This is a genomic window from Paenibacillus sp. FSL H7-0442 (assembly GCF_038593105.1).
Classification (GTDB): domain Bacteria; phylum Bacillota; class Bacilli; order Paenibacillales; family Paenibacillaceae; genus Paenibacillus; species Paenibacillus polymyxa_D.
In genome coordinates, this window is the sequence record NZ_CP151963.1 from 3,244,948 (window position 1) to 3,268,894 (window position 23,947).

21 protein-coding genes and 4 pseudogenes are annotated in these 23,947 nt (G+C 46.1%); 13 read left to right on the forward strand and 12 right to left on the reverse strand.

Features of this window, described 5'->3' with window-relative positions:
* Positions 1–294: 294 nt before the first annotated feature.
* Positions 295–411, reverse strand: coding sequence for a YjcZ family sporulation protein (locus tag MHH57_RS14080; RefSeq protein WP_238794837.1), 117 nt, complete (start codon positions 409–411; stop codon positions 295–297).
* Positions 412–506: 95 nt separating this feature from the next.
* Positions 507–640 (reverse strand): annotated as a pseudogene (locus tag MHH57_RS14085) (fibronectin type III domain-containing protein); the annotation flags it as partial.
* A 553-nt stretch (positions 641–1,193) separates the two neighbouring features.
* On the opposite strand from MHH57_RS14085, the pseudogene MHH57_RS14090 reads away from it, so the two are divergent.
* A pseudogene (locus MHH57_RS14090) lies at positions 1,194–1,480 on the forward strand (hypothetical protein); the annotation flags it as partial.
* Positions 1,481–1,505: 25 nt separating this feature from the next.
* Here the strand turns inward: MHH57_RS14090 and MHH57_RS14095 are convergent.
* Positions 1,506–1,739 (reverse strand): hypothetical protein, encoded by a 234-nt coding sequence (locus MHH57_RS14095; RefSeq protein WP_342434232.1) that lies wholly within the window; start codon positions 1,737–1,739, stop codon positions 1,506–1,508.
* A 199-nt stretch (positions 1,740–1,938) separates the two neighbouring features.
* Here MHH57_RS14095 and MHH57_RS14100 point away from each other — a divergent pair.
* Positions 1,939–3,299, forward strand: a protein-coding gene (locus tag MHH57_RS14100; protein WP_241113430.1) for an IS1182 family transposase whose coding sequence is annotated in 2 segments (ribosomal slippage) — positions 1,939–2,506 and positions 2,506–3,299 — 1,362 coding nt in all. Because the reading frame shifts where the segments join, the coding sequence is not laid out codon by codon here.
* 205 nt (positions 3,300–3,504) lie between these two features.
* On the opposite strand, the gene MHH57_RS14105 is transcribed toward MHH57_RS14100, so the two are convergent.
* Complete coding sequence (locus tag MHH57_RS14105; protein ID WP_039271170.1) at positions 3,505–4,920, reverse strand: helix-turn-helix transcriptional regulator; 1,416 nt, start codon at positions 4,918–4,920, stop codon at positions 3,505–3,507.
* Positions 4,921–5,203: 283 nt separating this feature from the next.
* Here MHH57_RS14105 and MHH57_RS14110 point away from each other — a divergent pair, with 283 nt between their 5' ends.
* The 3 genes from MHH57_RS14110 to MHH57_RS14120 all read left to right on the forward strand — a co-directional run bounded on the left by MHH57_RS14110 (position 5,204) and on the right by MHH57_RS14120 (position 7,212).
* Positions 5,204–5,452, forward strand: a complete 249-nt coding sequence (locus tag MHH57_RS14110; protein ID WP_342434233.1) for a hypothetical protein — start codon at positions 5,204–5,206, stop codon at positions 5,450–5,452.
* Between the two features lie 134 nt (positions 5,453–5,586).
* A complete protein-coding gene (locus MHH57_RS14115; RefSeq protein WP_342434234.1) occupies positions 5,587–5,859 on the forward strand; it encodes a hypothetical protein in 273 nt (90 codons plus the stop codon).
* 432 nt (positions 5,860–6,291) lie between these two features.
* Positions 6,292–7,212 carry a hypothetical protein gene (locus MHH57_RS14120; protein WP_342434235.1) on the forward strand — a complete coding sequence of 307 codons (921 nt, stop codon included), beginning with the start codon at positions 6,292–6,294 and terminating at the stop codon, positions 7,210–7,212.
* Between the two features lie 104 nt (positions 7,213–7,316).
* Here the strand turns inward: MHH57_RS14120 and MHH57_RS14125 are convergent, their stop codons facing one another.
* The 5 genes and pseudogenes from MHH57_RS14125 to MHH57_RS14145 all read right to left on the reverse strand — a co-directional run bounded on the left by MHH57_RS14125 (position 7,317) and on the right by MHH57_RS14145 (position 9,499).
* Complete coding sequence (locus MHH57_RS14125) at positions 7,317–7,520, reverse strand: hypothetical protein (protein WP_342435193.1); 204 nt, start codon at positions 7,518–7,520, stop codon at positions 7,317–7,319.
* A gap of 77 nt (positions 7,521–7,597) precedes the next feature.
* Positions 7,598–7,753: pseudogene (locus MHH57_RS14130) on the reverse strand (hypothetical protein); the annotation flags it as partial.
* A 443-nt stretch (positions 7,754–8,196) separates the two neighbouring features.
* A pseudogene (locus MHH57_RS14135) lies at positions 8,197–8,826 on the reverse strand (glycoside hydrolase family 25 protein); the annotation flags it as partial.
* Positions 8,804–9,205, reverse strand: coding sequence for a phage holin family protein (locus tag MHH57_RS14140; protein ID WP_342434236.1), 402 nt, complete (start codon positions 9,203–9,205; stop codon positions 8,804–8,806). The pseudogene MHH57_RS14135 and the gene MHH57_RS14140, both read right to left, overlap by 23 nt.
* A gap of 72 nt (positions 9,206–9,277) precedes the next feature.
* On the reverse strand, positions 9,278–9,499 hold the full coding sequence (locus MHH57_RS14145; RefSeq protein ID WP_165146841.1) for a hypothetical protein: 222 nt from the start codon (positions 9,497–9,499) through the stop codon (positions 9,278–9,280).
* A gap of 237 nt (positions 9,500–9,736) precedes the next feature.
* Here MHH57_RS14145 and MHH57_RS14150 point away from each other — a divergent pair, with 237 nt between their 5' ends.
* The 8 genes from MHH57_RS14150 (at position 9,737) to hydF (ending at position 19,210) form a co-directional block, all read left to right on the forward strand.
* Positions 9,737–10,162 (forward strand): MaoC family dehydratase, encoded by a 426-nt coding sequence (locus tag MHH57_RS14150; protein ID WP_029517401.1) that lies wholly within the window; start codon positions 9,737–9,739, stop codon positions 10,160–10,162.
* 696 nt (positions 10,163–10,858) lie between these two features.
* Positions 10,859–11,395: a hypothetical protein gene (locus MHH57_RS14155; RefSeq protein WP_230585033.1), complete on the forward strand. Its 537-nt coding sequence runs from the start codon at positions 10,859–10,861 to the stop codon at positions 11,393–11,395.
* A 128-nt stretch (positions 11,396–11,523) separates the two neighbouring features.
* Positions 11,524–13,686 (forward strand): formate dehydrogenase subunit alpha, encoded by a 2,163-nt coding sequence (gene fdhF, locus MHH57_RS14160; RefSeq protein ID WP_342434237.1) that lies wholly within the window; start codon positions 11,524–11,526, stop codon positions 13,684–13,686.
* Between the two features lie 50 nt (positions 13,687–13,736).
* Positions 13,737–14,333 (forward strand): 4Fe-4S dicluster domain-containing protein, encoded by a 597-nt coding sequence (locus MHH57_RS14165; protein ID WP_342434238.1) that lies wholly within the window; start codon positions 13,737–13,739, stop codon positions 14,331–14,333.
* Between the two features lie 71 nt (positions 14,334–14,404).
* The gene (locus MHH57_RS14170) at positions 14,405–15,871 is read left to right on the forward strand and encodes a [FeFe] hydrogenase, group A (RefSeq protein WP_342434239.1); all 1,467 of its coding nucleotides are present in this window, start codon (positions 14,405–14,407) and stop codon (positions 15,869–15,871) included.
* Positions 15,872–15,934: 63 nt separating this feature from the next.
* Positions 15,935–16,525 (forward strand): 4Fe-4S dicluster domain-containing protein, encoded by a 591-nt coding sequence (locus MHH57_RS14175; protein WP_342434240.1) that lies wholly within the window; start codon positions 15,935–15,937, stop codon positions 16,523–16,525.
* A complete protein-coding gene (locus MHH57_RS14180; RefSeq protein ID WP_342434241.1) occupies positions 16,522–17,970 on the forward strand; it encodes an aspartate ammonia-lyase in 1,449 nt (482 codons plus the stop codon). Before MHH57_RS14175 ends, MHH57_RS14180 begins: the two co-directional genes overlap by 4 nt.
* Positions 17,957–19,210: a [FeFe] hydrogenase H-cluster maturation GTPase HydF gene (gene hydF, locus MHH57_RS14185; protein WP_029517396.1), complete on the forward strand. Its 1,254-nt coding sequence runs from the start codon at positions 17,957–17,959 to the stop codon at positions 19,208–19,210. The genes MHH57_RS14180 and hydF overlap by 14 nt, the downstream gene beginning before the upstream one ends.
* A 144-nt stretch (positions 19,211–19,354) precedes the next feature.
* On the opposite strand, the gene hydG is transcribed toward hydF, so the two are convergent.
* The 3 genes from hydG to MHH57_RS14200 form a co-directional block, all read right to left on the reverse strand.
* Positions 19,355–20,767 (reverse strand): [FeFe] hydrogenase H-cluster radical SAM maturase HydG, encoded by a 1,413-nt coding sequence (gene hydG, locus MHH57_RS14190; RefSeq protein ID WP_013310651.1) that lies wholly within the window; start codon positions 20,765–20,767, stop codon positions 19,355–19,357.
* A gap of 61 nt (positions 20,768–20,828) precedes the next feature.
* Positions 20,829–21,869 carry a [FeFe] hydrogenase H-cluster radical SAM maturase HydE gene (gene hydE, locus MHH57_RS14195; RefSeq protein ID WP_274385934.1) on the reverse strand — a complete coding sequence of 347 codons (1,041 nt, stop codon included), beginning with the start codon at positions 21,867–21,869 and terminating at the stop codon, positions 20,829–20,831.
* A gap of 256 nt (positions 21,870–22,125) precedes the next feature.
* On the reverse strand, positions 22,126–23,742 hold the full coding sequence (locus MHH57_RS14200; protein ID WP_342434242.1) for an alkaline phosphatase: 1,617 nt from the start codon (positions 23,740–23,742) through the stop codon (positions 22,126–22,128).
* Positions 23,743–23,947: the final 205 nt, after the last annotated feature.

A 23,947-nucleotide genomic window follows, 5' to 3' on the forward strand; every position in this document is an offset into this window, starting at 1 on the left:
AGTGATAGGTTAAGGCTATAAGAATAGATGAGGTGAATATAGGCGGTTCCTTGCACTGATTTCTATCAGCTCTTAATAGTAAAAACAGTCCACTTATTTCAGCCGCTCCGGCGTGGATCAGGCGTAGTTAAGGGGTTATTCCCCTACCCACTCCGGAAAAGCGGCTGAAGGTCATTCTGTTGTTTTCAAAACGTTGTTGTTTCACCAACTTCTTTAAGGTCGGGGACGGGTCGAACGGCGAACCTTATACATTCCTCAGGAGCTAATGTGGCTGCTGGTGGAGCTTAAGAATCTTTATAAATGAATTAATTTCAAGATGATTACCAGCAAAATGAACAGTGCCAAGACAGCAGCTATCGACGTCCAAACTCTTCCGGTGATTCCCGCGTAGTCTCTTTTCATTTCCCCCACACGTAACGCCTCCTTTATTTTAGGGTACTATACTCCATAGGCTATGCGAGGTCTTGATTAAAGGAAGGGCTTCTTAACAAAAAATGCTTAGTCAATCCAGTACCAGCCTGTCTGCTCTCAACCAAGCGATAAAGTCATTGACCTCTTTCATGCTTAAGTCAAATTCCTTGTCCAAACCGGTAGTCATGGTCAATACCATGATTGCGCGATTACCTGAGAGTTGCTCAGGGTCAGTTTGACCTCCTCCTTGTGGAGTGACAGAGGCTTCATTATTTTACTGTATATATTTGGAAGTATATTCCTCGAAATGTGTCTAAACATAAACCTGCCAATCTATAAATACAATCTAAATATTTGCATATTTATCTAACTGATGACTTACCCAAGATCGATCCTACTCCCCTGTTATTACTTGGAATTATATTAAATCTTCTCAATACTATATTATGAGGCGTGGCGAAGTATCCACGCTGGATTGCTTATGAATTTGAAAGTCCTGTAGTTGTCAACAAATATGTGTTGGCTCCACGTAGATCTAGTTTAACCGAATCGCCAAAAGATTGGACGTTCGAAGGGTCGGACGGTGTTTCATCGGTCATTCTCGATACAAAAAAAATATTACTAACTGGAAAGAAAAAGAGAAAAAAGAATTTTCATTTACCAATGAAACAAAATATAAAAAATACCGTTTGAACATCACTAGTAATATTGGTAATCCTCTATTTTCACTTGGAGCCTTCGAGATGTACAATAATTTGCCGGTAACACCAACACCAGATCCGTCTACAACACCTGGTTCGTCCGATACAGATGAGGCCTCTCAAGCAACTGGTGACCGCGCTATTCTTACTGTAACCATGGGTAATGGGTTTGATAAAGAATTCGATATGAGTAAAAAAGAATTGAATGCTTTCACCGCTTGGTATAACGCAAAGGATACTGGTAGAGGTCCTTCATTCTTTGCCATTGATAAGCACAATAACAACAAGGGACCATTCAGCAACCGTAAAGACTACGTAATATTCAACAAAATCCTTACGTTGAAGTAAGTGAGTATTCAACTAAATAATAAACACCAAAGGACTCCATACTGGTTACATACCAGCGGAGTCCTTATTCACATCCACTCTAAATTCAAACTGCTTACGAAAGAAATACGACTCGTTAATCTTAATTGCATCAGGCGAAAACTTTTCCACTACTCCGCCGTAGTCAACGACCGTTATCAACTCATCGCTCAACGGCTGTACTACATATACTCTTACCTGGCCTAACGCATCTGCAAAAAGTTCTATATCCGACTTTGACACTCTATATGTATAGTTCATGCTGATCACTTCAGAAATAGTATTCGAGTAAATCGTGTGGTAATTCCTACACTGAAGAAAGCTCTGCCAACCATAAGGTTAGCAGAGCTCAGGCTGTCGAGAAAGTCTCGACAGCCTATTTTATGTTAATTTTGTTTAAGACGACACCGCGTTAATGTTGTATAATATAGGTAACTATTGTAGAACGGATGGTGTTGATATGCTACGCTCCAACCGCGAAAAACAACAATCCTACGAATTTGTTTCCATCGAAGATCTGGTTCCTCAAGATCACTTGCTCCGCAAAGTAGATAAGTATATCGATTTTTCGTTTATCGATGATAAAGTTCGACCACTGTATTGTGCAGACAACGGGCGTCCTGCCATTGATCCTACCGTATTGTTTAAAATGATCTTTCTCGGTTATTTCTATGGCATTCGCTCAGAACGGCAACTCGAGCGAGAAATTCAGACGAACCTAGCTTATCGTTGGTTTCTGGGGTTGGGCTTAACGGATAAAGTTCCGGACCATACGACGATTAGCTGGAATCGTCGCACTCGCTTTAAAGACACCACGATCTTTCAAGATATCTTCGATGAAATTGTGCTGCAGGCGATCTCTCACCGAATGGTGGGTGGGCGTGTTCTCGTCACCGATTCCACACACGTCAAAGCCAATGCTAACAGGCACCAGTACACCAAAGAACAAGTGTTGCAGAATACTAAAGACTATATGGACGAGCTGAACGAAGCGGTGAAGGATGACCGGAGAAACCACGGAAAAAAGCCTTAAAATCCCGAGAGGAAGTGAATGAAGAAAAAGAAATTAAAGTGAGCAAAACAGACCCGGACAGCGGCTATATGATCCGTGATGGCAAGCCCGAAGGCTTCTTCTATCTGGACCACCGCACGGTGGATATGAAGTACAATCTGATTACGGACGTGCATGTGACACCGGGGAATGTACATGATTCTGTCCCCTATTTGTCCCGTTTGGATCGCCAAAGAGAACGTTTTGGTTTTCAAGTAGAAGCTGTTGCACTAGATTCAGGTTATTTAACAACGCCGATTTGCCGAGGTTTGCAGAACCGAAAGATTTTTGCCGTGATTGCTCACCGAAGATTCCATCCCAGACAAGGACTGTTTCCGAAATGGAAGTTTGAATACGATGCCAAACGCAATGCGTATAGATGCCCAGCCCAACAGGAACTGCCCTACCGAACGACGGACCGTAAGGGATACCGGCAGTATGCCTCTGACCCAGCTCAGTGCCAGCATTGCCCACTGCTAAGTCAGTGTACCCAGTCTCGAAACCACCGCAAAGTGGTGACTCGGCATGTCTGGGAAGACAGCAAAGAGTGGGTACGGAGCAACCGGCTGAGCCCATCTGGTAAAAAGCTGTACCGCAAACGAAAAGAGACGATTGAGCGAAGCTTCGCGGATGCCAAAGAGCTCCATGGGTTTCGCTATTGCCGTTTGCGCGGTCTTCCAAACGTCAGGGAACAAGCCCTTATGACGGCAGCCGTGCAGAACATGAAGAAGATGGCGATCCACCTAGATCGCCTGGAGAAACAGGGGTAACCCCCCTGCTTCTCCAGAGACCAGAGCATTATGATGTAAAAAAGAAACCCACGTCTCAAAATGACGGGGTTTCTCGACAATCTGAGCTCTGCCAACCATAAGGTTAGCAGAGCTTTTTCTTTAAAATCCTCCAATGGTAACGTTAGGCTGAATACTATGGTGGTGGTTAAAGGCTTGGTCCGGCATAGTAACAATAAACAAAAAGCTAGCCGCGATGACTAAAAGTACCATTTTTTTGAACATTGTTTTCCCACACCCTTTCAATAAAATTGAAATACTCAGCTTTAGTTTCAGGAACTGCATGGGCTTGAAAACGAACAAACAACCCCATACAGTTTATAAAGTAAGTTTCATTATTTATTATATGTGACTTTACCATTGCATTCATCAAATATTTAAAGCCATCAATGTACTTCCCTCGGTATAAATAATAAAAACCTAACTCGTAACCAAACCACGCGATATAATCCGGTATCACTTGTCGGGTATACATATCATCTGATGATGGTTGTTGTGAAAAAGTCGCAATTAGCGTTTCAAATCGTTTGAGTATATCGTCTACATCTATGCTAAACTGGTTTGCTGCGATTATAACATTCAGCAGTTTTGAAAGCTTTTCATTCTCGTTAGCGGCTGATGTTGTAGCAATATATTCAACATAATCGTTCAGCAGGCTTATTTCTCCTGACAACAGCTTATATACGTAAGTATTTCCTACCGCCCAGTGACTGAACAGGTTTACCCAGTGTTTTGTGTCCTCGTCATCCTCTTTAACCCAGTCTAAATCCGCATAGGCGTATGTATATTGTAGAGCTTGTTGATAATCGCCTTGAGCTTCACAAACACTAGCACACAACAGGTCAGCATAAGCAATGTATCCAAATAACGGCCCTCTTGTTCTCTTTTCATCATCTAGAAACTTTCGTTTTTCTTGGTGTTGTAAACTATACTGGATTTCCGCTTTAGCTCTCATTTGCCTTGCCATTTCGTCTACCTTGTCCCATTTACGTAATGACCTATATACGTTTGCCAAATCCTTCAATGCGTCAAGCTGGTCTATTTCATCCAAACGCTCGACATAAGGCTCAAACAGTATAGCTGCCTTCATATTCCGACTTTGATCATCTCCAATTTGAATCGTAAATATTCGATATTGACAGACTGCCAGACGTTCAGAATGTTGGTACTTCTCTGCTTCTGCTACGCTCTCATAGAGCAGCAGCGCCGCAGCATGGCGTCCTTGAGCGAATAGGGTTTCTGCAATGTCAAACAGTTTGGGCGAATAAAGTAGATTGTCCATGATGGCTCCTACCACTCGACGGATCGCATCCAACTTGTCCAACTCCGCACAACGATACAAAAATGGCTCGATTCGTCTCATATTCGGGGGCGTGTCGATGATGTAGTTTTCTATAAATAAGTCGTAAAAGTGGCCTTCCGGTAAACCCATCGCCTCAGTAATTAGATCAAGCTGGTTAACAGACATAGGCTTGTTTCCTGTCACAATGGCACTTAGCGCCCCCCTATTCATGCCTGCAACTTGCCCAAATTGCGATAGACTCAAACCTTCTTGTTTTAAATATCCGTCTAATTCTGCTCTAATCGTAGGTGTATGCTTCATGTCATATCCACCCTTCATACAGAAATTCCAAAACTTTTATATTATTGCATTCTATTGTTGTCCATAATTTAACAGTTGTCAATAACCTTTATTTCTTTTGCATTTTATTAAAGAACTTCGGCATAATCGGTGGCATGAAATGACGTAAAGAACACTCTCCGCAGCCTATACCCATCTTAAAAAATATTAAATATATTCATATATGCCATAAAAAGGTTGAAAATATTAGTAGATTCCTTTACGCTGGCTTTGTATTTACAAATTTTTCAAGGAGGTACTTTGTATGAAAGTAAAATTTCTTCCACAAGCTTTTCTGGCTGCAACGCTACTCATTTCTTTGGGAGTCGTCAGCCCGGCAATCTCTCATGCCGAAAAAGGAGATAAAATCCCTGACCGCATGTTAGCGGGTACCATCATCCAATATGATGAGAACAATAACATGGTTGTATTGGAAAAAGGAACTCCAGTACCTGAACAGCAAAAATCTAAAGCTGCTATTGCCCTCTTACTGCTGAACAACAGGCTGAGCTAGAAAAAGAAAAACAACAGGATAAAGAGATCGATGAAGCAACCAAATCACTGCCGGTATATCATATTGATAACCCTGACCCTCAGCCTGGTTTAAAAGTTATTTATGACGGCGAAGGTTACATCAAAGATATTATCTTGCCTGATCAAAAAGAAAATGCGATTACTACTAATAATGTTTCGCTTCAGCATTACCACGCGGTACACGCAAACCACCTGGGGCATATACATATGGAAATCATGATAATGAAATTAAAATTAGCGGAACATCTGATGGCTATGTTCGAGGCACAGGGAGAGGAACAAACTTCACAGACACGTATGGAGAAAATTCCAATAGACTTCAAAGAGGTGACTGTGCAACAAAAGGAGCCATTGATAATCCCGAGTTTGGGACAAAAATTCGGGTAAGAAATTATGATAATGATATCGTAGCTAATTTTTATAAAGCTGATAATGGGAGTCTTCCAGATGCAGTCATTGATATTTGGAAAACGGGTGTAGAGGATCTAGGTTTAGAATGGCATTCGTACGTCTCATTTTCAGCAAGATATTCCTATGATTTTTAATATCTTTGCACCGAAAAAGGATAGGATCTCGCGTCCTATCCTTTCCCTTTTCGTTATCATATTCAGTTTGATTCATCACTTATTTCAGAAAGGATGTCTCGTTTTGAGAACACGCCACTACAAATCCTTTAAGTTCTTTATACTTTTCCTGCTCGTGCCAGCTTTATTGTCATCCTGCTCCCCCTCTACTGCTCCACCCGCAGAATCTGCTGTACCCATAAAAACCCAATCAGGGGAAAAGACAGCTCTAGCCGGTCAGGGCCAATATCTATCCATGACTTATACAGAATATGTAAATGGGAAAAATGCAGATCAAGGCATGGTTATGCGTGTAATGACGTACGACTTGAGTAGTAAGAAAGTGACCAAGCTGGCCGACGTCCCCTATACCTCCCAGTACCCGCTTTCTGTGGTGTCCTTGCCTGATCACAAAATTTATTACTCTGCCGGTGTTGGTGATAAGGGAGACCAGTTATTTTCGTATGACTTGAATACCAAAAAAAACGAACAGCTTACCGATAATTTGTTTGCCATCAATCGTATCGTACCAACTACTCCAGATGGCCCACTCGTTCTGGTTGCGGTCAAAAAAGGAGAACGTATACTTAAAACTATTTTCTACAATAAAACAACGCACGCCATGAAATTTATGCATGATGAAAACCAAGATAAAAACCATGAAGAACAAACTTGGTCTATAACCTATAATCCAGCCAAAAAAGCAATTTACAGTTCACATTATTCAGCTGAGGAGCAAGATGAACAAAGAGAAATCTCAAACCGAACACAGACCATTATGATCCCACCGGATAACAAGGTTACAGAAATCAATAGCGTCACTAAGCAAGAGCGTTCTGTTATTACACTAAAAAATCAAGAAATATCATCGATGTCCAGCAGTAATGATAAGCTGCTCCTCATAACCACTCGATTCATTAATGGTGGCAATCCAGAGTATAGTCTGATTGATATTGCAACAGGTAAACGCACCAAAATCAAGTTGCCTATTTTATCCCGCCAATTTGTCTATATGTCCCCCGACGGCAAGGGTGTCTACTATTTGGGTAGCGCCTCTGAGAAAAATGAGGAGGAAGGGCGCGGCGTATATTATTATGATTTCACATCGAAAATTCAAACCCCCATCTTTATACAAGAAGAGGGTTTCATCAATAACTTCATGCTGCTGAACAAGTAATTGCTCTGATTAGCAACATGCCAAAAAGCCGGAAAGAAGCAAGTTTACGCTATCTTTCGGGCTTTCCTTATCTGTTTAGTGTTTACTTTGTAACTATAGCCGTATTAGTCTTGCTCCGTAGCAGGCGCTTGTACTGATTCTGTTGGTTCTTGAATAGACTCAGTTTCTGTCTGAACCTGACCGGATGATACCTCTGCTGTAGCACGAGCCAAGAAATCATTAAGCTTTGCAGCAAGCCCCGATACAGCTTCCTTAGCTGCTGCCCGTGTTGCCTCCTCGTTTGTCTGTACGTCAGTAGCGAGTGCCACTTTTGTTTTGGCCTTATCTCCAGATATGCCTTCTCAATCGCGGATTTTAACTCTACTTGGGATACTACGATACCTTGACTGGAAAGAGTAAGTGAAGCATACTGCAAAGCCTCCTGAAGCTTACGTTCTCCTCCAGCTTCTTTAAATGCTGTTTGAGCAAAAGCAAAGCCCTCCCCAGCAATTTTATGGATTATTTCCCTCTGTGCCGCCGTAGTACGCGCTTCTAGCCACACGTTAACCTTAGTTTTGAGTTTTGTTCAGACCTCCTAAAACAAACGCTGTAAGCACACCCACAGCGGCTGTGGAGATGGTATTTACGTAAGGTTGCACAGTTTCGATAATTGATTGCATGATTACTTTTCCCCTTTCGTTTTCAACGATGCGATTTTATTTTTTGAATCCCAGGACACTACTGCCCGTAAGCTTCTGCAATTGGCTTGAGTTGCACATAAGCCGTATCGTCTACAAGTTGGACAGTTTGCAGCTTGGCTCTGTTTAAATACGCTTCCTTACGGGTGTTGTCCCAGTGATAAGAAAAGCCCAATACATCTGCCAAAGACCGCAACGGTACATAAGTTCTGGAGCCATGTAGAAGTGCTCTCCCCGCTTCTTTGCCATTGACGCGGAATATGCCGGGTGTAACGGATTCTGTCTCTTGTGCAGGGACAACAGCGCCGAATCGCTTACACAGCTCGTCCGCTGTACCGTCAAACTCATTCATGTCCACGTTCCCTTTTATCCCAGCTACCTTGCCGCTGTCGCTGTATTGCCAAATATCCCAACGTTTCCATGTCACTGTGTCGCTTGGGACGCGAGTGTCACTATACCGGGCTATCCATAATGGGTAACCGCCCAATGAGGCGTTAAAATTGGCGGCAAAGGCACTACCCGTGTAAATGATTGGCTTTCGTCCTGTCAGGCGCTCCAATTCCAAAAGAAAGGCTAATGCTACAGCACTAATAAGTGTTTGGAGAGCTTGCCAGGATTGTTTTCGTAGTCCATCACCGCAGGAAGCTCCAGCGCTTTGGCACCTCCAACCTGATCCTACACATCAGCAAAATGCCGTGCATCCGCTTTCTCTGTGTCAACACTGGTGGCATCTAAAAAATGATAGGCCCCCAACAACACGCCTGCTTTCTTGGCTTTTTTTGCATTTGTAATGAATGTTGGGTCAACATAACTTGCCCCTGACTTGCTTTAATGTAGGCAAATGAAATACCGTCGGTTTAACCGCCTTCCAATCAATCTTTCCTTGATAACGGGATACGTCTATTCCTTGGGCATTACGGCTGTTTCGTCGTTGCATCCTCTTTCTCTCCTTCCTTACCACTTTTACTTTTTAAAACTTCTACGGCCTGTCGGATCACAGGCGGGATAGGAACGCCGAGTCTGCCACCATTCTCCAAAATGGACCCTAGCTCATTTTCCATATAAAAATAGGCGACCGCATCTCGGAATAGGTGCGAATCGCCTAAGACTCCATCAATTAGATGGGATACTGCTACCATTGCAAAAATAAATACCTTTCGAGCTATACCGATAAGACCAATCTTGCTTTTTAAACCTGGTCCGGTACCCTTCTTACCTTCTACGGCAGCGGCAAATAATCCGGTCACATAATCAATAATGACCAGAGCAAGTAACACCCCCAATACTCCCGACCACCCACCATAAAAATACGTCACAGCGCTGCTTCCTAAAGCAGTACAGAACTTAAAAACTCCCACTTATCCAACCTTCTTCCCCCGTCTCTCCGTTCAGGAAACTTTTCCTGAGCTATCATCATTTGCTTTTTGATTCTTTTCCTCTTGGGCCTGTATCTCTGCTAATGCATTTCCTACCGCAATATCCAAACCTATAAGAATTTCTTTCCGGCGTGCTGGCTGTGAAGCAATTACAGCAGAAATAACCTCAGTCAATTCTTGAACCGATCTGGTTAGATCCAGTTGTATATCCAATGTGGATTTTATCTTTGCCATGTATTTCGTCACCTCCTCAAGACGCAAAATAAGCCCCTGAATTATCAGAGGCTTTTCATACTTGTATCTTAAATTAATTTGCTGCTATAACGCTACGAGTTTTAAAGGGAAATATTGTTCAGTGAATATAAATTTGTAGACGGACAATACGTCATTAAGCTAACGGACAGTTTAACTTGATTGGTGATATTATGCTACTCTATAAATAAGCAAATAATTTAATCAAGAGGTGTAATAATGCGGTTTCATGAATTTTATATCGGACAAGTATTTAAAACCAAGTCTTTGAAATTAACTCAAGAGGATATTACCAGATTTGCAAGGGAGTTTGACCCGCAATATATGCATTTAGATGAAGAGAAAGCATTAAAAGGCAGGTTTAATGGAATTATCGCTTCAGGAATTCAAACATTAGCTGTTTCTTTTAAGCTTTGGGTTGAAACAGGGAGTTACGGTGATGAGGTTATTGCTGGAACTGCTATGAATAATATTAAATTTATTAAGCCAGTATATCCAGGCGACGAATTGTACACCATCGTTGAAGTGATTGGAGTAAAAGAGATGAGGAATGGAACAGGACTCGTTACTGTAATGCTGTCGACTTTCAACCACAAAGAGGAGCAAGTTTTTGAAGGCGATTTATCCGTTCTGGTTAAACAGTAAAGTTTTATAAAATCAATTATTAAAGGTTTGAAGAGGCCCATGCATTCTAGCACGGACCTCTTCTCTTTATTTATACATGGCTTGACTTGCGGCTTTATGTTCAGCCACACGTTGCAGTAATTTCTTCATTTGGCGACCTTTAAGTTGCCCTTCTACAACTGAATTTCGCATAGATTCTACATCTTGAACCCGCACTTTACCCCATGATGAAAGCGATTGTACAGTGCGATAAATTGCTTTGCTGCCACTTTATTATGGGTCTCGACTTGAAAACCAACGCTGTTCGTCGGGTGTTTGTAACAGACAATGACTTGGGCGATCTGCTTAGGATCTGTTGGTTTGTGTACAGACAAATTAGCGTTGGATTGATGATTTAGCGTACCCAGTATTCCTCTTAGCAACTAATCTTCCGGAATTCGCATAACCTGAAGATGATGTTCACGAATACCACTTCCAATCCCACACATATCATGGTAGTTGCAGAATCACGTACGATATCACCCATTTTGGATAACATATTTATATTTTCTGGTGTTGGACTAGCATTTTCGTTCAATGTAATAATGATAAATTCATCTACTGCTTTTGTATTAGAACTGTACAAGCAATGCGATAGAACGAGAAGCATCATACAAACCATAGAGGTAAAGCTGCTTCAAGAGGGGGCTAATCCATGTAAAATTTTGGTTCAGTGTAATGAATTTCACATCTTTCCGGGCCAACCTGTTCTACCATAGAAGAGTGATACGCCGTGCTGGGCAGACCACTTTGGTCGGGACGGTTACGTCTTGTTCTAAACTAGCTACACAGGCTGTCTGGCATGCGCGGCAAGTACGCCTTTATTTTGATTCGAAGCGGAGTGTCCAGATGTTGAATACCGAATTGGAATACCGTGAGCGCATCAGGAAGTTGGCCGTATGTATTGTCAAACACTACCGGGGAAAAGGACCGGACAACGTCAAGGTTTCACTAGATTCGCCGCTCCGGATTACGGTAGAAATTCGAGGTACATTGTCTAATCTGTCCGAAATTCTCGTTCATGAAGGGGCTGAGGACAAGGTCAGAGAATATTGGGACGTCCTTCGTCCCTATCTGGAAAAGGAGTTTATGAACGAAGCCGAAAAAACACTCGGCAGTCCCTTCACTTATACTTGGGAGGTCTGCCCCTCCGTCCATGGAGACGGACACATTATCATTACTCTAGAACTACAACACATACACCGGTTGGATTAGCGGGAAGGAGCCTTGTCTCCTCGCTCGCGGATAAGCCAGTACAGGATGCAGCGTAAAGCGGCATTTTTGTATTGGCTTTTTTTATGTTTCGAGTTTCATCTATTTCATATAAAAGAGGTGCTGCACTTATGGCAGACAAGGTATTGACCGTATGTCCCTACTGCGGGAGCGGTTGTCAGCTTCATTTGCTGGTGGAAAAAGGACAGGTAATTGGCGCAGAGCCGGCTAGTGGTCGTACGAATGAAGGAACGTTGTGTCTGAAAGGACACTACGGATGGGATTTTCTGAATGACCCGCAAATTCTGACTGCACGCTTGCGCAAGCCCATGATTCGCAAAAATGGAGTTATGGAGGAAGTGGAGTGGAAGGAAGCCATTCAATATACTGCCGAACGGCTGTCAGCAATTAAGGAAAAATACGGACCCGACTCCATTATGGGAACGGGCTCCGCACGTGGTCCGGGAAATGAGGCCAATTATGTCATGCAAAAGTTCATGCGGGCGGTCATTGGCACGAACAATATTGACCATTGCGCTCGTGTATGCCATGGCCCTTCTGTGGCAGGTTTGACTTACTCGCTCGGAGATGGAGCTATGTCCAACTCTATTCCTGAAATTGAACACTCTGATCTCATTTTCGTACTTGGATATAATGCACCCGAAACACATCCGATCGTCGCAAGACGCATTGTAGCTGCCAAGCAAAGAGGCGCCAAAATTATTGTATGCGATCCGCGCATGACCGAAACAGCTCGTATTTCGAATATGTGGCTACCCTTAAAGGGCGGTTCGAACATGGCTTTGGTGAACGCTTTTGGTCATGTACTTGTGCATGAAGGACTGTACGACAAACGATATGTTGAAGCAAACACAGAAGGCTTTGCCGAATACGTAGACAGCATTAAAAAATATACTCCCGAATATGCGGAAGGCATTACGGGGGTCAAGGCGGCCGATATCCGGGCGGCTATGAGGGAATATGCAAAGGCCCCTACCGCTACCATTTTGTACGGAATGGGCGTATGCCAATTTTCACAGGCCGTTGACGTAGTAAAGGGGCTCGCTTCCCTTGCACTGTTGACCGGAAATCTGGGCAAGCCGAATGTGGGTATCGGACCAGTACGGGGACAAAACAATGTACAGGGTTCCTGCGACATGGGCGCTTTGCCGAATGTGTATCCTGGCTATCAGGATGTAACAGACACCACGGTTCGCAAAAAGTTTGAAAAAGCATGGGGTGTTGAGCTACCGCGTAAAAAAGGATATCCACTTACGGAGGTACCACACCTCATCCTGAAGGAGAACAAGCTGAAAGCTTATTACATTTTCGGCGAAGACCCTGTACAAAGTGATCCGAACGCCGCCGAGTTGCGTGAAGCCCTAGACCAATTGGAATTTGTCGTGGTCCAGGATATTTTCATGAACAAAACAGCGCTGCATGCCGATGTCATCCTCCCTTCTACTGCTTGGGGCGAGCATGACGGTGTATATTCTTCGGCAGATCGGGGCTTTCAGCGCATCCGAAAGGCCGTCGAGCCACAGGGTGATGTAAAGCCAGACTGGGCCATTATTAGCGAGGTTGCTACCGCCATGGGCTACCCTATGTCCTATGCAAACACAGAGGAAATTTGGGATGAAATGCGTAGCCTCTGCCCATTATTCTCCGGTGCCAGCTACCAAAAAGTGGAGCAGCAAGGCGGCGTGCAATGGCCCTGCCCTACTGAGGATCATCCAGGTACACCGTATTTGTATAAAGGAAATCAATTTTCGACACCTAGTGGCAAAGGCAGATTATTCGCCTGCGAATGGCGTCCGCCACAAGAACAACCGGATGCAAAATACCCGCTTGTCTTGTCTACAGTCCGTGAGGTAGGCCACTACTCCGTTCGTACCATGACTGGCAATTGCCGTGCGCTGCGCCAATTGTCTGATGAGCCTGGCTTTATTCAGATTAGCCCGGAAGACGGAGCAGATCTGAATATTCTGGACGGTGAAATTGTTGCCATATCCTCCCGCCGGGGACGCATCATGGCTCGGGCACAAATCAGTGACCGTGTGCAACAAGGTGCGACCTACATGACCTATCACTGGTGGGTTGGAGCATGCAACGAGCTGACCGCTGATTTTCTCGATCCGGTATCCAAAACCCCGGAATTAAAATACTGTGCCATCCGCCTGGAACGAATCGCCGACCAAGCTCAGGCCGAACGTGATGTACATGAATCGTACCAACAGATTCGCAAACAGATGAACGTCCAGGAAGCTGTTTTGGCTGATAAGGTGACAAGATGAGCGGCACAGGGAATATGATGCACCGTCCGACTGATACCCGGTCAGCTTCGATGAGTAGAATGGGAGCAGCCGGTAGAACAAGCGCTGTTGCTTCTTCTTTTGTAGTCGCAGACGCCGGGCAGTGCATCGGCTGCAAAGCCTGTGAACTGGCGTGCTTCGCCGTTCACAGTCAGGCTAACGGTATAGGAGCTTCGGTCGGAACCGTCAGCGTTCCTGTCGTACCCAAGGTGTATGTTGTTCGTACAGGGGATACGTATGTGCCGGTGCAATGCCGGCATTGCGAAAATGCCCCCTGCGCACATGCCTGTCCGGTGCAGGCCATTCGTCAGGAGGACGGAGTCGTCATGATAGATGAGGATCGATGTATCGGCTGTACTTCCTGTGTTTTGGCCTGCCCCTTCGGGGCAATTGAGGTGTCTCCGGTCTATCGGGCCGGACACCTTGTGACGCAGTCCGGCCTGACTCACCGGGCAAATCGAGTGGCCCTTCCCCGCACCGCGGCAAGCAAATGCGATCTGTGCGCGGAAACAGAGAACGGACAGCCTGCATGTGTAGATGCCTGCCCGAATCATGTCCTACGGCTGGCCAAGGGTATATCCGACTCGCCTCCAGAGCCTCGGCGGGAAGTCTTTTTCCCACGCCTGTAAGGTCAAAATCAGCCGCAGAAAGGTAGAAAAACATGTCAACCACTATAGACAAGATCTCTTCACCTCCTTGTATGAAGACGACTGATTACACAGACCCTGTCATTCATATTGACCCGACGCTCTGCACGGGATGCAGACGCTGTGCTGAGGTTTGTCCAGTAGATGCCATAGAGGGACTGCCTGGAGAACCGCAAACCATTAATGCAGACCGATGTGTTATTTGCGGTCAATGTGTACAAATATGCAGCGTATACGCATCTGACTGGACAGGTTCATCTCCACAGGAAAGCGCCGCTAGACGGCTGGAGCGTATACAAGAACGCGATATGCCTGCCGACATCAGAGAGCCGCTATTCGCTGCCTATTATAGCTACAACTTGAATAAGGTAAGCGATATGATGACCAAACCTGGACAGTTTCGGATCGTCCAATGTGCTCCGGCCATTCGTGTTTCACTCGCGGAGGAATTCGGTATGCCGTTTGGCACCTTGACGCCTGGGAAAATGGCTGCTGCTTTGCGCCGCCTTGGTTTCGACCGGGTATATGACACCAACTTTGGAGCTGACGTGACCATCATGGAGGAAGGCACGGAATTGATTCGTCGCGTGACCGAAGGCGGTCCCTTGCCTATGTTCACATCCTGCTGTCCAGCATGGGTCCGATTTGCCGAGATCGAATATCCCGATCTGCTAGACCATCTATCCAGCTGCAAATCTCCGATGCAAATGTTAGGAGCGCTTATCAAATCTTATGGCGCACAACTGGACGAAGTGGAACCTGCGAATATATACAGCGTTGCCATCATGCCATGTACTTGTAAACAATTTGAATGTGATCGTCCCGAAATGGAATCTGACGGTTACCGTGATGTAGATGAGGTACTGACCACGCGTGAACTTGCATACTGGATCAAGCAGAGCGGAATTGATTTTGCAAACCTGCCTGATGAAGAATTCGATTCACCGTTAGGGCAATATTCCGGTGCAGGCTCCATTTTTGGAGTCACTGGAGGAGTCATGGAAGCTGCCATCCGTACAGGTTACGAGCTGCTGACGAATGAAAAACTGCCGAAGCTCCAACTCGATTTTGTACGTGGTGAGGAAGGCATTCGAGTAGCTGAGGTTCAGGTAGGCAAGCTACAGCTCAAGGTAGCGGTCGTCGCCGGGCTACAGCATGCCTATCAGCTACTGGATCGTGTCCAGGCGGGCGAATGTGATTATCATTTTATTGAGGTGATGGGCTGCCCTGCCGGATGTATCAGTGGAGGGGGACAACCCAAGATCATGTTAGAAAAGCAACGAATTGAAGCTTATCGGGCACGTAAATCCTCCATCTATGGACATGATGCTGCACGCCAGGTACGAAAATCGCATGAGAACCCTCACATCATTAAACTTTATGATGAATTTCTAGGTGAGCCGCTGGGTCATGTGTCGCATCATCTTCTGCACACGACCTTCCAACAACGGGGGCCTGGCAAGCAAAGCCGCAGTAGCACTATTTCTATCAATGGGGATACGGATTACTCCATTCATTAATACGTTAAGTTTTTTATGCTGTATACATTATATTTGTCGTTAGTTAGAGAGGAGTCGAATTGTATGAACCGTTTTGTTTTAGCTGATCCCGACCAGTGTATCGGATGTCGTACCTGTGAAATCGCATGTGTCATCGCACATTCAGCGGAGAACCCTTTTATCTCACCAGATGATGAGTTTCATTTTCACCCTCGTCTGAAGGTTATTAAATCATTTGGAGTCACTGCACCCGTTCAGTGTCGTCACTGTGAGGATGCCCCATGCGCTAACGCTTGTCCGAACGGCTCCATTACGAACGCAGATGGCTGCATTCTCATTAACAGTGAAAGCTGCATTGGCTGTAAAACCTGCATGATCGCCTGCCCTTACGGCGCGATTACCATGGTACCCGAGTATCGAAACGGGCAGCCTGTCGTTCAAGACGGACTGTACACCAATATGTCAGGCCGTTTACAACCCAAAGAACGCATGATTGCCAGCAAATGTGATTTGTGCGAAGGTGTGGACGGCGGCCCGGCCTGCATTGGTAAATGTCCAACAAAAGCCCTCAAGCTGGTCGAGCCAGATCTGGTTCATGCCCGGGTTGAGGAAAAACGCGCTGCAAGTGCACGTCAGCTGCTGCATATGACACGCATTCCGGCAACAGGTCTATGACTGAAGGTTTCCCTCTACCTACAAATACGCGAACCGAGCGGGATGCGTTAGGAGAGATGGAAATTCCCGCAGACGCCTTTTACGGTATTCACACCGCACGCGCGATGAACAATTTTGCGGTCAGTGGCAGGCCTGTGAACCAAAACCTGATCCACGCTCTTGTGTTGGTAAAAAAAGTAGCCGCTCAAGTGAATGGTGAGCAGAAACGGCTTCCTGTCCAACGGGCCTCTGCCATTGTATATGCTTGTGATGAAATACTCGCCGGGAGACACCAACATATGTTTACCGTGGATGCTATGCAAGGCGGCGCAGGCACCAGTACCCATATGAATGTAAATGAGGTCATTGCTAATTTGGCCATCGTACAGCTAGGAGGCAGACCAGGGCAGTATGAAATTGTACATCCGCTGGATGATGTGAACTGCTGTCAGTCTACGAATGATGTCTATCCCACAGCGCTACGAATTGCAGCGATACGGCTGCTTCGGCCTTTATGTGACACAATGTCTTCATTACAGGATGCTTTACAGCACAAAGAAACAGAATATGCCGACCTACTCAAGCTAGGCCGCACTCAGCTAATAGATGCCCTGCCCATGATGGCCGGGCAGGGCTTTGGTGCCTATGCAAAGGCTATAGCGCGCGACCGCTGGCGTCTCTATAAGGCCGAAGAGCGGCTGCGGGAAATCCCTATTGGAGGCACGGCGATTGGCACAGGTATGAACGCGCCCCGCGCATACAGCTATCGGATGGTCGAAAAGCTGGCGGATGTGACCGGCTTTGGACTGAGTCGTAGCGACCACCCGATGGACCCGATTCAAAATATGGATGTCTTTGTGGAGGTGTCCGGTCTACTCAAATCAGCCGCCGTGAATCTGTTCAAAATATCTGGCGATTTTCGCCTATTGGCCTCTGGTCCTTTCGGTGGTATTGGCGAATACACACTACCTCCAGTTCAGGCCGGATCCTCTATTATGCCTGGCAAGGTCAATCCGGTAATAGCTGAAATGGCAGGACTAACAGCCATGCGTGTGATAGCCGAAGATGTGGCTATCACTATGGCCGCTGCCTCGGGTCAGTTGGAGCTAAACGCATTCCTGCCGCTGATTGCCGAATCGTTGCTGGAATCGCTACATATTCTGAACAGAGCGGTTCGACTATTCGAAGAACGATGTGTGCGTGGCCTGATCGTGCGTGAAGAACGCTGTATTACAAATCTACGTAACTCAGCCGTGATGGCTTCTGCGCTGGTCGCGGAGCTTGGCTATGATGAGGCTGCCTCCATTGCATCGACGGCCATTGTGCAAGGTCGCACACCAGAGGATATTGCAGAAGATCGCGGCCTACTGACCCGTTCGCGGATTGACCAATTATGCCATCCCTATACAGTAACCAAGCCCGGAATTCCGGGGCAGGAAGAAGGAACTCACCATGGGAATGAATGATACCCCTCGTAGCAACCGACCACATATCGTCCTGCTTGGTCGCCGTAACGCAGGCAAATCCAGCATTCTGAACACCCTGACTGGTCAGCCCGTCGCTGTGGTATCTCCTGTAGGAGGAACGACCACGGACCCCGTTTTCAAACCGATGGAGCTGCTCCCAGCGGGTCCCATTGTTTTGGTGGATACCGCCGGACTGGACGATGAGGGTGAGATCGGAGAGCTGCGCCGCAACAAAACGCTAGAAATACTTAATAGTACAGACTTGGCTCTTCTCGTTATCGACGCCACCGTTGGAGTCGGATTATTCGAGCATGAGCTACTCGAAAAGCTCCGTATCAAAAAGATTCCTGTTATTGGGGTATTGAATAAGATAGATACCCTTACAGAATCAGATAAAACGGCTACAAAACTGGCAACTGAACTGGATCTCACCTTGATTCCTTTCAGTGCATCTTTGCTCCGGGGAGACACGGAACTGAAAAAGGCTATCACGAATACACTCCCCCAAAACGAGGATCGTTTTCGTATCGTCGGTGACCTGTTGTCACCCGGCGATGTTGTTGTGCTGGTCGTTCCCATTGACAAAGCTGCACCAAAAGGCCGATTGATCCTGCCACAACAGCAAACAATCCGCGATACACTAGAGAGTGATGCCATCGCCGTAGTGACCAAAGAACATGAACTACGATTGACACTGGAGAGATTGGGACGCAAGCCTCGCTTGGTCATTACCGATTCACAGGTTTTTATGAAAGTAGCGGCTGACACGCCCAAAGATGTGCCTCTCACCTCTTTTTCCATCCTGTTTGCCCGTCATAAAGGCGATCTGGACGAACTGGTACGAGGTGCAAGAGCCATTGATCGCCTCAAAGATGGAGACCGTGTACTTATTGCCGAAGCCTGCACTCACCAATGCCAATCTGACGATATTGGTCGAGTGAAAATTCCCCGCTGGCTCCGCCAAACGATAGGCAAACGTCTCATCATCGAGCATGCATCCGGCTCCAGCTTCCCTGATGATCTGAGCGAATATGCACTGGTTATTCATTGCGGTGCATGCATGCTCAATCGGCGTACGATGCTTCATCGAATGTCGGAAACGAAAGCTGCCGGCGTGCCGATTGTGAACTATGGTGTTTTCATCGCTTATGTACAGGGGGTCTTTCCCCGTGCTATTGAATGCTTCCCATCTGCTATGCTGGCATGGGAGCAAGCTGTAGAGGCCGGCAGTTATTCCTAAAAGTCCTCATCTCGGTATTCATATTTTTTTCCAGACACACAAAAGCAGTCGCGCTGATTTCAACGCGACTGCTTTTTATTTTCAAGTTCATTATAAATCATGAGATTTCATAGCGTGAAATGATACTACGAATAATATAAATTGCTAAAAATACAAATCGCGTTCGCCTGCTTCCAGTCGTTCAAGTCTGTCAAGCGTCAAACGGCGCGTCGATTCACGTGGTATACGCTCCAGATTTTCTCGCAGAGCGGCAGCTCCCAGTTCACGTGCCTCCTCATCCCCATAATCCAGCAGATATTCTTGGAAGGTCAGCAGCGAATTCGGCTGGCATACATTATGAATTTGTCCTGATTTGGCAAGCTCCATGAAACGATCTCCAGTTCGCCCCTCACGGTAGCAAGCTGTGCAGTAGCTCGGCATATATCCGCCACGGCACAGACTTTTAATAATTTCCGATGGTGAGCGATGATCCCCCACCTCAAATTGAGGCTTATCATCAGTTTCCTGTTTTGCATATGCCCCTACGCCTGTAGCTGAACCTGCACTAATCTGCGACACGCCTAGACCAATGACGCGGTCCCTATATTCCGGCTCCTCGCGCGTGGACAGGATCATTCCAGCATAAGGGACAGCCAGTCGAAGAACGGATACAATTTTCATAAAATCCTCATCGTTGACCAGGTACGGATATCGCTCCAGATCTACATTTTCAGCCGGACGCAATCGTGGAACTGAAACCGTATGAGGGCCACAGCCAAAGGCTTCTTCCAAGTGCTCGGCATGTTTCAGCATCGCTACGGTCTCATAGCGAAAATCATACAGACCGTACAACACACCGATCCCCACATCATCTATACCCGCACGCATGGCTCTGTCCATTGCCGTAGTGTGCCAATCAAAGTCCCGCTTTGGTCCCTGCAGGTGGAATTTACGATAGCTTTCACGATGATACGTTTCCTGAAATAAAATATACGTTCCAATGCCCACCTCTGCCAGCTTCCGATAGTCCTCTTCGGTTGTGGATGCAATATTCACATTGATCCGCCGAATGCTGCCGTTATCCACCTTGACCTCATAGATCTGGCGCAGACAATCGACGATATAGTCAATGGGACAATGAACTGGGTCTTCTCCCGCTTCCAGCACGAGTCGCTTGTGTCCCAGTTCTTGAAGCACTCTAACCTCCTCCACCAATTCCTCCGGTGTCAGACGGCTACGAGTAAAGCTGTCATTGGTATGTTTATAACCACAATATTCGCAGTTATTCACGCAGTGGTTGCTTACATATAAAGGGGCGAACAACACAATCCGGTTGCCATAAATTTGCTCTTTGACTGCCCTCGAAGATTTGAACATCTCTTCCAATAATTCAGGATCATCCACATGTAAAAGAGCCGCCGCTTCACTCGCACTCAGTCCCCGGCAGGCTCTCCCCTTTTCTAAAATTTCTAAAATACGGTGTCGATCTGTTGCCTCTTGTTTCCCCTGCTCCACTGCTGCCATAATCTCTGCTTCATTAATAAAATCCGCCGATACTTTCTCCCGTACTCCACTCACGTATACCCATCTCCTTATTTATGGTTACTGCAATGTTTCCGTCATAGCCTCACAAAGTTTCCTATCTCATAAGTTGTCGTTGCACCCTCAAACTATCACCGCGCCCCATATCGACTTCAAATCCCGCTCCACGAATCCGCAGTTCCAGGCAATGACGACATTGGGCAGACTCATCTCCCAAACATATTTTATTCTCATAAATCGCATACTTAGGCCTCACCGCCAGTGGCGACAAATTGGGCATCACCACATTTGCCCCTGCCTGAAGCGCCTTCTCCCTGCCTTGGGGATGAATCGTTCCCATTGCCGTGGACGCCGGAATAAGTGCATCTGGAACAACCAGTCGGGATAACGAAATAATATCGAGAGCTTTTTCCATGCTCCCCTGACTGGCATCCCGAAGCGGCGTGTTGCTATGCGGTAAAAAAGGACCAATCCCGATCATATCTGGTGACAGGCTATGCAGATAGACCAAATCGTCTGCTAATTCACTATTTGTTTGTCCTGGTAACCCCACCATACATCCGGCCCCGATCTGAAAGCCGATTCGTTGCAAAGCCAGCAGACGGCTGCGCCTGCTTTCCATCGTCATCGTCGGATGCAGCTTGGCGTACAAACGGGGGGAAGCTGTCTCATGCCGCAGCAAAAAACGGTCCGCGCCCGCCTCGTATAATTGCTCATAAGTTTCATCATCTCGTTCACCGATGGACAGTGTGACTGCCACATCCGCGAAACGGCTTTTAATTTCTCGAATCAATTTCGTCAGCCGGGCTGCTGTAAACCAGTAATCTTCCCCACTTTGCAGCACAAAGGTCCGATAGCCGAGTTCATAGCCCTCCGCACAACAGGCCAGAATTTCTTCCGGCTGCAAACGGTAACGATCTGCCTGTTTATTCGAAGCACGCAGCCCACAGTACATGCAGTCCTGACGACATATACTGGAGAATTCAATTAATCCCCGTAAAAAAACACCTTTGCCATAGCGCTCCAATTTGGTGCGAGCTGCCAGGTGCCTCAGTTGAGCCCGTAGCGTCGGCTCATCATCCAAACGTGTCAGCAACTCCATCATTTCCGTATGCGTCCATTCCTTGCCGTCAGCCAGACGCAGTAATAATTCGTCCGTGACTCATCCCTTCTTCCCTCGTCCATCCGGACTTCGCATCATCAGCGGCTTGTACCGTACATGTATTATTCTAGCAATATCGAAGAAGATGTAACGTGACTAGTTTCACAAAAAATCCCATTTTATAAAAACCTTCTTCAACTTCCGCCTCAAAAAATACACATTTAGCTCAACACACAAAAAAGCTGTCTCTTCCTCTAATGGAAGAAACAGCCCTTGTCGATGATTCTGCATATTACTGAATCAAATCAATTGCCTGCTGGGGTACAAAATAATCAACACCGTTAAATACAACTACACCGTTGAGCGTGGTATTTTTACCATTCAGCATAGCAATATTTTTGTATACCGGAAGCTCCAGCTTGTTACTGCCTTTGGTCACTGTAATGACTTTCGTATCCGCAGTAAACTTGGCTCCTTTAGCTTCAAAAGCGGCTTTTGCAGGAACAAAAAGCTGCTTGCTGACTGTATCCAAGTCCAGTCCAAGTACACGTGTCATATACTTATTTACATCCGTATTGTCGATTACACCGGATGGACGGTCTCCGTTCGGCGCGTACGTGTACAACACGACATCGCCTCCTGTATGTCCGCCTGTAGTCCAGCCAATATTCGCACGTTTGCTAATGATCGGTCCGACAGCATAGTTCATGCTGCCTTCTTTGGCATCTTTAATGGTTTTCACTTCTTCGTCTGTCAAATCGGTGATGCCAAAATACGTGGAAAGCACCTCTTTAATATTGCTGCGATCTGCATTCAGCTTGGCTTCCAAGCCTTCACCCGTCAGCTTCGCTTTTTTCAGCGGGTCTATAAAAGCAGCTAAAGGCGTTTTGTCATAATTGCTAGTTGTATCGCTGCTACCAATCGTCAATCCACCGTTTCCGTGGTCTGTCACTGCTACGACGACAGTATTTTGGTTTTGTTTGGCGTAATCCACAGCCACTTTCACCGCATCGTCAAATGAAAGCACGTCACTAATAATTCCGGTTGGATCATTTGCATGGGCGGCCCAATCCACTTTACTGCCTTCTACCATTAAGAAGAAGCCTTTATCGTTTTTGGACAACACATCAATGGCTTTCGATGTCATTTCCGCCAGACTAGGTTCCTTGGATGCATCGCGATCCAGGTTATACGCAAGGGCTTCGGGAGAAAAGCTGCCCCAGAGCTTGCTGGAGGTCGATTTTTTCAACCCTTCAGGTGTCGTGACAAAGTCATAACCCTGGTCTTTAATTTGGGCTACCAAATCTTGGCCATCTTTACGCCCTGCTGCCTCCAAAAACTTGCCGCCTCCACCTAACACTACGTCAACCCCGTTGTAGGCTTGCTGCATGCTGAGTGCATCATAATTTTTACGATCAGGATAATGTGCGGTAAAATCAGCTGGTGTCGCATGCATAATCTCGGAAGTCGCAATAATTCCGGTCGATTTTCCTGCCAGCTTGGAAGCCTCAAGAATGGAAGCTACAGGTTTTTTGGCGTCACCCCCTGCAATGGGTTGTTGTCCAGGCATTGTCGCTTCATCAGGAAGGACACCTACATACCCAGTATGAGATTTATGTCCTGTGGCAAAAGCAGTACCCGCTGGAGCAGAATCGGCAATTGGAGCATCCGCAGAATGCGTACGCACCATGCCGCTTGCCATGCTGTCTAACGTTAAGGAGGATCCTTTGTACCATCTAGCCAGTGCAGTGGCGTCATTAGCCATACCGTCTGGAATCAAAATAATTACGTTTTTAATCGACGTGTCCTTTTCGACTGCCATCGCCGTCCCACCGCTTACTGCTAGCATCATCGTCGCTACGAGTGCAGCCACCGGTTTTTTCGTATGTAGCCCCCAACATTTTAGCATTCATTTTCCTCCCAGATCTTTTTTGTACAACCAGAACTAAGATTAATTATGTTTTATCAGGAGAATGTTAAAGGAATTCATTATCTATATTAAAAGACGATATTTGTGACAAAACGCTTCATCTATATAATACTTGTGACACATGAGATTCGTCAGGACTGGGCATTTAATTTTATTATTGTATAATCAGTCTATGATGTAATAG

Bases quoted from the DNA above. Each gene is read 5' to 3' on its own strand.
- MHH57_RS14200 (WP_342434242.1), bottom strand. From the start codon at position 23,742: ATGCTAAAATGTTGGGGGCTACATACGAAAAAACCGGTGGCTGCACTC.
- fdhF (WP_342434237.1), top strand. From the start codon at position 11,524: ATGGCAGACAAGGTATTGACCGTATGTCCCTACTGCGGGAGCGGTTGT.
- MHH57_RS14175 (WP_342434240.1), top strand. From the start codon at position 15,935: ATGAACCGTTTTGTTTTAGCTGATCCCGACCAGTGTATCGGATGTCGT.
- MHH57_RS14150 (WP_029517401.1), top strand. From the start codon at position 9,737: ATGCGGTTTCATGAATTTTATATCGGACAAGTATTTAAAACCAAGTCT.
- hydF (WP_029517396.1), top strand. From the start codon at position 17,957: ATGGGAATGAATGATACCCCTCGTAGCAACCGACCACATATCGTCCTG.
- MHH57_RS14110 (WP_342434233.1), top strand. From the start codon at position 5,204: ATGAAAGTAAAATTTCTTCCACAAGCTTTTCTGGCTGCAACGCTACTC.
- MHH57_RS14120 (WP_342434235.1), top strand. From the start codon at position 6,292: ATGACTTATACAGAATATGTAAATGGGAAAAATGCAGATCAAGGCATG.
- MHH57_RS14180 (WP_342434241.1), top strand. From the start codon at position 16,522: ATGACTGAAGGTTTCCCTCTACCTACAAATACGCGAACCGAGCGGGAT.
- MHH57_RS14155 (WP_230585033.1), top strand. From the start codon at position 10,859: ATGAATTTCACATCTTTCCGGGCCAACCTGTTCTACCATAGAAGAGTG.
- MHH57_RS14170 (WP_342434239.1), top strand. From the start codon at position 14,405: ATGAAGACGACTGATTACACAGACCCTGTCATTCATATTGACCCGACG.
- MHH57_RS14165 (WP_342434238.1), top strand. From the start codon at position 13,737: ATGAGTAGAATGGGAGCAGCCGGTAGAACAAGCGCTGTTGCTTCTTCT.
- MHH57_RS14105 (WP_039271170.1), bottom strand. From the start codon at position 4,920: ATGAAGCATACACCTACGATTAGAGCAGAATTAGACGGATATTTAAAA.
- MHH57_RS14145 (WP_165146841.1), bottom strand. From the start codon at position 9,499: ATGGCAAAGATAAAATCCACATTGGATATACAACTGGATCTAACCAGA.
- MHH57_RS14095 (WP_342434232.1), bottom strand. From the start codon at position 1,739: ATGAACTATACATATAGAGTGTCAAAGTCGGATATAGAACTTTTTGCA.